Here is an 8,571-nt window from a genome sequence, read left to right on the forward strand (position 1 = left end):
AGTCCGGGATGCTCCAGGGTCATGAGTAGACCCGTGAGACGCGTCAACGCCCGTATGCGCCACTGGATCTGGCCCGCCGTGCTCGGCGTCGCGGCGGCCACCCTCTCCGTCAGCTCGCCGGCCGGGGCGGACTCCGACCGCAGCGGCCTGCCCGAAGCCATCGACACGATCCTCGGCGACCCCCGGATGGAGGGCGGCGCGGCGAGCGTCGTCGTCGCCGACGCCGCGTCCGGTGACGTGCTCTACCAGCACCTGCCCAGCGGGCGCCTGATGCCCGCCTCCAACACCAAGCTGCTGACCTCGGCGGCGGCCATGGAGCGGCTCGGCCCCGACCACCGCTTCACCACCGACGTGCTCACCGACGGCAGGCAGAAGGGCCGGGTCCTCTCCGGCGACCTCTATCTGCGCGGCACTGGCGACCCGACGACGCTCGTCGAGGACTACGACCGGCTCGCGGCGAAGATCGCCGACTCGGGCGTCCGGCGGGTCTCGGGGCGCCTGGTCGCGGACGACACCCGGTTCGACGACAAGCGCATCGGCGACACCTGGGCAGGGGACGACGAGTTCGCGTACTACGCCGCCCAGATCTCCGCGCTGAGCGTCGCCCCGGACACCGACTACGACACCGGGACGGTCATCGTCGAGGCCAAGCCCGGCGCACGGGCCGGGGACAGGCCCAAGGTGACGGTCACCCCGAAGACGGACTACGTAGAGGTCGACAACAGCGCGAGGACCGTCGCCGCGGGCGGCCAGGACACGCTCACCATCGAGCGCGAGCACGGCACCAACACGATCACGGTCACCGGCACCGTCCCCGTAGGGGGTTCGGCGACCAAGGAGTGGATCACCGTCTGGGAGCCGACCGGCTACGCGGCCGCGATCTTCCGGGACGCGCTGAAGGCGCACGGGGTGAAGGTGAGCGGGCCGACCAGGGCCGGGCTCGCCACCCCCCAGGGCGCGCGCCAGCTCGCGTCGCACGACTCCATGCCGCTGAAGGAGCTGATGATCCCCTTCATGAAGCTCTCCAACAACATGCACGCGGAGAACCTCACGAAGACGATGGGGTACGAGGCGACAGGGCGGCCCGGCAGCTGGCCGGACGGACTCGCGGCCATCAGCGCCTACTTGAAGACCGCCGGTGTCGACCCCGGCAAGATCCGCCAGGTCGACGGCTCCGGGCTCTCGCGCAAGGACAACGCGCCCGCCGACCAGCTGATCAAGCTGCTGCTCTCGGCGAAGGGCGAACCCTGGTACGCCGACTGGTACAAGTCGCTCCCGGTGGCCTGCGCCCCGGACAAGTCCGTCGGCGGCACGCTGCGCACGCGGATGTGCGGGACTCCGGCGGCCCTCAACGTACGGGCCAAGACGGGGTCGTTGACCGGGGCGTCCGCCCTTTCGGGGTACGTGAAGGACGCGGGCGGGCGTGAGCTGGTGTTCAGCATCATCCTGAACAACTACATGCCCTCCTCGGTGAAGGCCCTGGAGGACGCGATCGTCGTGACGCTCGCCAGGTCGACCGAAGACAAGGCCGTACTGGTCAAGCCGCGCTCGCAGCGTGGGGCCGAGCCGAACGGCGACCTGGAGTGCTCGTGGCGCAAGCCTGCGCGATGCTGAGCAGCAGGGCGCAGCACGCGGCGGCGACCGGGACCGCGTAGCCCTGCGTGGCGCCGATGTGCTCCACCACCCAGCCGCCGCCCGCGGCGCCGCACGCGATGCCTCCGAGCAGGCCGGTGACGGCGAGGGTCATGCCCTCGTTCAACCGGCCCTCGGGGGTGCGCTCCTGGACCAGGCCCATGCCGGTGACCATCGTCGGGGCCGTCGCCATTCCGGCGACAAGAAGAGCCCCGGCGAGCACAAGGAGCGAGCCGGTGAGCGTGGCGGCCAGGAGCGGCAGCGCCATCAGGACCGCCATCGCGGTGGCGCACAGGATGTGGCGGCGGTGCGGGGGCCCGCTCGGTTTGAGGGTCCCGTAGAGGAGGCCCGCCGCGCAGGAGCCCGCGGCCTGGAGCGCGAGGATCGCGCCCGCGGCCGCCTTGTGCCCCTGCGCGTCGGCGTAGGCGATCGTCACGACCTCCATCGAGCCGAACACGGCGCCGGTGGCGAGGAAGGCGGCGAGCAGGGTGGGCATCCCGCGCGCGCGGAGGGGCGACTTCTCCTTCGTGGCCGTACGTCCCCGGGGCGGCGGTTCCGTCGAGCGCTGGGCGGCGAAGAGCAGGACGCCGGTCAGGAGCAGCACCACTCCGATGAGGGTGCCCGCCTCCGGGAAGAGCGCTCCGCACAGGAAGGCGGCCAGGACGGGGCCGAGCATGAAGCACAGCTCGTCCGCGGCCTGCTCGAAGGAGTTGGCGGTGTGCACGGCACGGTCGTCGCCCTTGAGGAGGTGGGCCCAGCGGGCCCGGGACATGCCGCCGGTGTTGGGGGTCGTGGCCGTCGCCGCGTACGAGGCGAACAGGGTCCAGTCGGGCGCTCCGCAGTGCACGCACAGGAGCAGCGAGAGCGAGCCGAGCGCGGCGATCGCGGTGGCCGGGACGGCGATCCGCGCCTGGCCGTGCCGGTCCACGAGGCGGGCCGTCCAGGGCGCCACGACGGCGGTCGCGGCGAGGCCCGTCGCGGTGACGGCGCCGGCGAGGGCGTACGAACCGCGGGCCCCGGCGATCATGATGACGGCGCTCACGCTGAACATGCCCATGGGGAGGCGGGCGACGAGGTTGCCGATGGTGAAGGCGGTGGCTCCGGGTATCTGGAAGAGGCGGGCGTAAGGATTGCGGCGGCGGGGCGCACGGAGTTCGGCGGGCGGCATGGGATCACCCTCACCGGGGCGTTGGTGCGGGGTCCAACACCTTCTGGGGGCCGACTCACGCACCTGCGTTGTGAATCTCCGTGTAGGTTCCCGGGGTGACAGCAGAACCCCGCACGACCAGTGGCCTCGGGGCGGGCGTGCCCCGCGACCTGGAGCCCCGCCTCCTGCGCGCCTTCGTGGCCGTCTCCGAAGAGCTGCACTTCACGCGCGCCGCCGCCCGCCTGTACGTCGCCCAGCAGGCGCTGAGCCGTGATGTGCGGCGCCTGGAGCGGGAGTTGGGAGCCGAACTGTTCGTGCGGACCACCCGGCAGGTCACGCTCACCGCGGAGGGGGAGCGGCTGCTGCCGTACGCGCGGCGGGTGCTCGACGCACAGGACGACCTGGCGGCGGCGTTCGCGCGCGGCAGGGGGCCAGGCGCCGCGGCCCGCCCGCTGCTCGTGGACCTGAACAGCCCCGGGCTCATCTGCGGGCGCATCCTGGAGCGGGCCCGCGAACTCGCCCCGGAGTGCGAACTGATGGCCCGCTTCGAGAGCGGGCTCACCGGGGCCGCGGCCGAGATCCTCGCCGGGCGTCTCGACGTCTCCTTCGGGCGGTACGCGGGGCTCGAACCGGCGCTGCGGTCGCGGCTCGCCCAGCAGCCCGTGCGCTACGAGCCGATGGCGGTGCTGCTGCCGCTGGGGCACCCCCTGGCCGAGCTCGACGCGGTGCCGCTCGGCGCGCTCGCGGGGGAGAGCGTGTACGCGGGGGCGGGAAATCCCCGGACGCTGGAGTGGACCGACCTGGCGCATCGCCTCTTCGAGGGACGCGGGATCGAGGTGGCGCCGCCCGCGCCCCTCGCGGTGGGCGCCGAGGAGTTCGGACGGATCATGGCCAAGAACAGGACCCCGGTGCTCGCCGCGGTGGACTTTCCGGCCATGCCCGAGTCGGTCCTGCGGCCCTTGATCGACCCCGTACCCCTGTCGCCTGTGTCACTGGTGTGGAGGAAGGGGCTAGAGCATCCCGGTGTCGACGCTCTGCGCGCGGCGGCGGCCGAACTCTCCGCCGCCGAGGGGTGGCTGCGCAGGCCCGAGGACGGTTGGGTTCCGGCCACGGATGCACTCATCATGATGAGCCTGGAATGAAGGATTAGTACGACTGTCACCGCCGTGCGCTACATTCATCCTCCGGGCGCAGTGTGATAAGGGGGCGCTCGGGTCGGGTGGGGGCCCGGTCCGACGGCACGATGCCCGGAGTCGTGCGCGCCCGTGTCAGGTTATGTGGGGGGTTGTGCGTACGCATGGAGAATTGGCGAGAAGATGCCCTACCGGAACACACCCATGATCCGAACGAGGTCACCGTTCAGATCGACGGGGTGGGGCGACAGCTGGCGGATCTGGCCGCCGAGAGCGAAGACGCGCCTGACGGGCCTGTTTTCGTCGACGAGACGGGCCGTCGCAGCCGGAGGTACCGCCGGATAGGCGTGCTCGTCGGCATAGCCTGCGCCGTCTACGCGGTGATCATCGTAGGCACCCTGCTCTCGGGCAACTCCAGCGCGCCCTGGCTGCCGATCGACCCCAAGGACGAGAAGCCGGCCAGCAAGGTGGACACGCCGAACCGCCCGGCCGACTCCCTCGACCCCTCCGCGTCCCCCGGCACGACCCCGTCGCCGGGTGCGTCGGAGAGCGGCTCCACCGCCCCCGCGACCGGTGACGACGGCGCCGCCGACCCGGGCGCGACGGACGACGGCAAGGTCGAGCCGGGCGATGAGCCCGACCCCGACCCCACGGGCGGCGGCAACCCCGACCCCGATCCCACGGACGACGGCGGGAACCCCGACCCCACCGACGACCCCACGAAGCCCGACCCGGATCCGGACCCGACGGACGACCCCACGACACCGGAGCCCGACCCGTCGACCGAATCCCCGGGCGCGGGCGGAGGCGGCGGCGAAGTCCCCGCAGTGCAGCCCGCCGCCGATCAACAGTCCCCGCAGCGCGCCCAGGCAGTTGGTTACCTGTCCCCGCAAAGCGCTGGCCAGCAGCCCTCGGAGGGCGCACAGCGATGAACTCCCGCACCAACAGGGGCCGGTCGGCCGGCCCCCGGAACAGTCACGCCCAGTCCCGGTCCCAACCTCAGCCCCGCCCCCAGTCCCCGTCCCGGAGCGGCGGCGGCCGGCGCCGCGCGCAGCCCGCCCGCACCGTCAAGCGGCGCTTGATCCCCCTGCGCTACCTCATGCCGATGCTCCTCCTGGTCGCCCTGATGGCGATGCTCATGCTGCGCGGCTACACGCACAGCGAGATCCTCGCCGACCACCGCGTGCGTCCGCCCGCGGGCACCGACAAGGTCCCGGAGAAGATCCTCGACGGCGGCCCGGTCATCGACACCCGCGGCGGCCACGAGGGGACGCTGAGCGTCCCGGGCCACCGCCTCGTGCTGACCTTCGACGACGGTCCGGACCCGGAGTGGACCCCCAAGGTCCTCGACGTACTGAAGAAGCACCACGCGCACGGCGTCTTCTTCGTCACCGGCACGATGGCCTCGCGCTACCCCGACCTGGTCGAGCGCATGGTGGACGAGGGCCACGAGGTCGGCCTGCACACGTTCAACCACCCCGACCTGTCGTACCAGTCCTCCAGCCGCATCGACTGGGAGCTCTCGCAGAACCAGCTCTCCCTCGCGGGCGCCGCGGGCATCCGCACCTCCCTCTTCCGCCCGCCGTACTCGTCGTTCTCCGATGCCATGGACAACAAGTCCTGGCCGGTGACGAAGTACATAGGCAGCCGCGGCTACCTCACCGTCGTCAACAACACCGACAGCGAGGACTGGAAGCGCCCCGGTGTCGCCGAGATCATCCGCCGTGCCACGCCCAAGGACGGCAAGGGCGCCATCGTCCTGATGCACGACTCCGGCGGCGACCGCTCGCAGACCGTCGCCGCGCTCGACACCTTCCTGCCCGATCTGCAGGACAAGGGCTACCGCTTCACGAACCTCACCGAGGCCCTGGACGCCCCCAGCGCGCACGCGCCGGTCTCCGGCATAGATCTGTGGAAGGGGAAGGCCTGGGTCTTCCTGGTCGGCGCCTCGGAGAAGATCACCGGCGTACTCGTCGTCGCCCTCGCCGTGATCGGCTTCCTGGTGCTGCTCCGCTTCGGCATGATGCTGCTGCTCTCCGCGGTGCATGCGCGCAAGGTCCGCAAGAAGGGCTTCCGCTGGGGCCCCGACATCACCGAACCGGTCTCGGTCCTCGTGCCCGCCTACAACGAGGCCAAGTGCATCGAGGCCACGGTCCGTTCGCTCATGACGAGCGACCACCCCATCGAGATCATCGTCATCGACGACGGTTCGTCCGACGGCACCGCGCTGATCGTCGAGGGGCTGCGCCTGCCGAACGTACGCGTCGTGCGCCAGCAGAACGCGGGCAAGCCCGCCGCGCTCAACCGCGGCATAGCCAACGCCCGTTACGACCTCATCGTGATGATGGACGGTGACACGGTCTTCGAGCAGTCCACCGTGCGCGAGCTGGTGCAGCCGTTCGGCGACCCGCGCGTGGGCGCCGTCGCGGGCAACGCGAAGGTCGGCAACAGGGATTCGCTGATCGGCGCCTGGCAGCACATCGAGTACGTGATGGGCTTCAACCTCGACCGCCGGATGTACGACATGCTCGGCTGCATGCCGACCATCCCCGGCGCCGTGGGAGCCTTCCGGCGCTCGGCCCTGGAGCGGGTCGGCGGCATGAGCGACGACACGCTCGCCGAGGACACCGACATCACGATGGCGATGCACCGGGACGGCTGGCGCGTCGTGTACGCCGAGAAGGCGCGCGCGTGGACCGAGGCGCCGGAGACGGTGCAGCAGCTGTGGTCGCAGCGCTACCGCTGGTCGTACGGCACCATGCAGGCGATCTGGAAGCACCGCCGCTCGGTGATCGAGTCGGGCCCTTCGGGCCGCTTCGGCCGCGTGGGCATGCCGCTGGTGTCGCTCTTCATGGTCCTGGCGCCGCTCCTGGCCCCGCTGATCGACGTGTTCCTTCTCTACGGCCTCGTCTTCGGCCCCACCCAGAAGACGATCGTCGCGTGGCTCGGCGTGCTCGCCGTCCAGGCGGTGTGCGCGGCGTACGCCTTCCGGCTCGACCGCGAGCGCATGACCCACCTGATCTCGCTGCCCCTCCAGCAGATCCTCTACCGGCAGCTGATGTACGTCGTGCTGCTCCAGTCCTGGATCACCGCCCTGACCGGAGGCCGCCTTCGCTGGCAGAAGCTCCGGCGGACGGGTGTGTTGGGAACGCCGCCCTCGATTCCGCAGCAGCGGGTGGGCGGCGCTGATCGGAGGCCTGTCGCATGACCTATCCCACGCAGCCCGTGCAACCCACGCAGGCGATGCCGCAGGTGCCGGGGCCCTACGCTCCGGCGGCCCCCGGTGCGACTCCCTTCGCGGCACCTCCGGCCGCCCCCGCCCCGCCCAAGAAGCCCGGCCGCGACCGCTACTTCGACGTCCTGCGTTCGCTGGCCCTGGTCCGCGTCGTCATCTACCACCTGTTCGGCTGGGCCTGGCTGACGATCCTCTTCCCCTCCATGGGCGTGATGTTCGCGCTGGCGGGCGCGCTGATGGCGCGCTCGCTGAAGCGCCCGGCGTGGGGCGTGATCAGGGGCCGAATACGCCGACTGCTGCCCCCCATGTGGGCGTTCAGCGCGGTCGCGCTCTTCCTGTTGTTCTACGGCGGCTGGAACGTGACCAAGGACCCGGACCACGGGGGCACGTGGGGCCTGGTCAGCCTGGTCAACTACGTCTTCCCGATCGGCGCCCCGCCCTTCCCCTGGCACATCGGGGACAAGGCGGGACTCCTGGAGGACACCTGGCCCGCCCAGGCGGCGGGCCCGCTCTGGTACCTCCGCGCGTACTTGTGGTTCGTCATCGCGTCGCCGCTCCTCCTGTGGGCGTTCCGCAGGGTCCCGTGGGCGACGCTGTTCGCCCCGCTGGCCCTGACGGCGGTGCTCGCCACGGGTGTCGTCAAGATCCCGGGCGAGACGGGCAACGCGGTGTCGGACTTCGCGGTGTACGGCAGCTGCTGGGTCCTGGGCTTCGCCCACCAGGAGGGCGTACTGGCGCGTGTCCCGCGCTACGTGGCGGTGTCGGTCTCGGCCCTGATCATGGCCTTCGGCCTCTGGTGGGCTTCGGGCCACCTGGGCCCGGACGGCTGGGACCTGAACGACATCCCGCTGGCGCAGGCGGCGTGGTCCTTCGGCTTCGTCGTCATCCTGTTCCAGTACTCGCCGTCGTGGCAGGAGCTGCCGGGCCGCCTCAAGCGCTGGGACAAGCTCATCACCCTCTCCAACAACCGGGCGGTGACGATCTACCTCTGGCACAACCTCCTGATCATGGCCACGGTGCCGCTCATCGACATGGCGTACGACCTGCCGTTCATGGAGGACGAGCGCTGGAGCTCGGCCCTTGACTCGACGTACATGCTGTGGATGACGGTCCTGGTCTGGCCGTTGATCGGCCTGATGGTGATGGCCGTGGGCTGGATCGAGGACATCGCGGCGAAGCGGAGCCCGAGGCTGTGGCCGAACGGGGCGAAGTCGCGCCGGGCCGCGGTGCCTGCGCGGGGCGGGGCGCACCGGGGCTGAGCCTTCCGGCGGGAACTCGCTTCCCCGGCCGGGGACTTGCGGAGGGGGGGGGCCCCCCCCCCCCCGGGGGGGGGGGGGGGGGGGGGGTGTTGTTGTTGTTTGGTGGGGTGTTATTAAGAAATAAAAACCTACCGGCTTCTGAGTAAACATAAAGAAAATAAAAAG

General features: G+C 71.1%; 6 protein-coding genes. 5 read left to right on the forward strand and 1 reads right to left on the reverse strand.

What is annotated here, in order from left to right:
- The first annotated feature begins 21 nt into the window (after positions 1-21).
- On the forward strand, positions 22-1,614 hold the full coding sequence (dacB, locus tag ACIGXX_RS42550) for a D-alanyl-D-alanine carboxypeptidase/D-alanyl-D-alanine-endopeptidase (RefSeq protein WP_351170997.1): 1,593 nt from the start codon (positions 22-24) through the stop codon (positions 1,612-1,614).
- Here dacB and ACIGXX_RS42555 read toward each other — a convergent pair.
- Positions 1,538-2,800, reverse strand: coding sequence for an MFS transporter (locus tag ACIGXX_RS42555; protein ID WP_399984405.1), 1,263 nt, complete (start codon positions 2,798-2,800; stop codon positions 1,538-1,540). The genes dacB and ACIGXX_RS42555 overlap by 77 nt on opposite strands.
- A 137-nt stretch (positions 2,801-2,937) precedes the next feature.
- On the opposite strand from ACIGXX_RS42555, the gene ACIGXX_RS42560 reads away from it, so the two are divergent.
- From ACIGXX_RS42560 to ACIGXX_RS42575, 4 genes are all read left to right on the forward strand, one after another.
- Entirely contained in the window at positions 2,938-3,921 is a 984-nt protein-coding gene (locus tag ACIGXX_RS42560) for a LysR family transcriptional regulator (protein WP_361469590.1), read from the forward strand.
- Positions 3,922-4,151: 230 nt separating this feature from the next.
- Positions 4,152-4,844 carry a hypothetical protein gene (locus ACIGXX_RS42565; protein ID WP_366462234.1) on the forward strand — a complete coding sequence of 231 codons (693 nt, stop codon included), beginning with the start codon at positions 4,152-4,154 and terminating at the stop codon, positions 4,842-4,844.
- A gap of 167 nt (positions 4,845-5,011) precedes the next feature.
- Entirely contained in the window at positions 5,012-7,120 is a 2,109-nt protein-coding gene (locus tag ACIGXX_RS42570; protein ID WP_351171133.1) for a glycosyltransferase, read from the forward strand.
- Positions 7,117-8,406, forward strand: a complete 1,290-nt coding sequence (locus ACIGXX_RS42575) for an acyltransferase (RefSeq protein WP_351171006.1) — start codon at positions 7,117-7,119, stop codon at positions 8,404-8,406. The genes ACIGXX_RS42570 and ACIGXX_RS42575 overlap by 4 nt, the downstream gene beginning before the upstream one ends.
- Positions 8,407-8,571 lie beyond the last annotated feature (165 nt).

Source organism: Streptomyces sp. NPDC055243, from assembly GCF_044544025.1.
Taxonomy (GTDB): Bacteria; Actinomycetota; Actinomycetes; order Streptomycetales; family Streptomycetaceae; genus Streptomyces.